Annotated in this window: 1 protein-coding gene; it reads right to left on the bottom strand. The window is 35.9% G+C overall.

Features of this window, described 5'->3' with window-relative positions:
- Positions 1 to 128 precede the first annotated feature (128 nt).
- A partial coding sequence (locus tag ETC07_RS16085) for a fructose-bisphosphatase class III (RefSeq protein ID WP_136249323.1) occupies positions 129 to 384 on the bottom strand: 256 nt, incomplete at its 5' end.

Below are 384 nucleotides of genomic sequence, written 5' to 3'. Positions count from 1 at the left end.
AGATAGATAGATTAGGAATCCGATTTAAATTATCTTGAATATGATTCCAACAATACGACTCTGCTTCACTTAAGGTTTTCAATTGTCACTCCTTTAACTTCAAAATTTGTATTTTCGAGCATTGCAAGTCAATATTTTTCATAATTTTCAAAAAGATACTCTAAATCTTCAATTGTCTTCAAAAGCTCCTGACCGATATTGGTATCTTTAACACAGGTTCTTTCCTCTACTCGATCAACCAATCGCTTGACACTTACAATATCGCTGCCGTCTTCGACCGCTGCTTTTATCGTTTTAAAAGGCTCGTGAGCTGCCAACTGCATACCATAGCTGTTATAAAGCAAAGTGTATCCCGCAATTCCAGTTTCTTTTTGGTAAGGCTTA

This window comes from Halomonas borealis, assembly GCF_004798905.1.
Classification (GTDB): Bacteria; Pseudomonadota; Gammaproteobacteria; order Pseudomonadales; family Halomonadaceae; genus Halomonas; species Halomonas borealis.
Note: the sequence above shows the minus strand (reverse complement) of the source record. Positions and strands in the feature narration are given on the sequence as shown.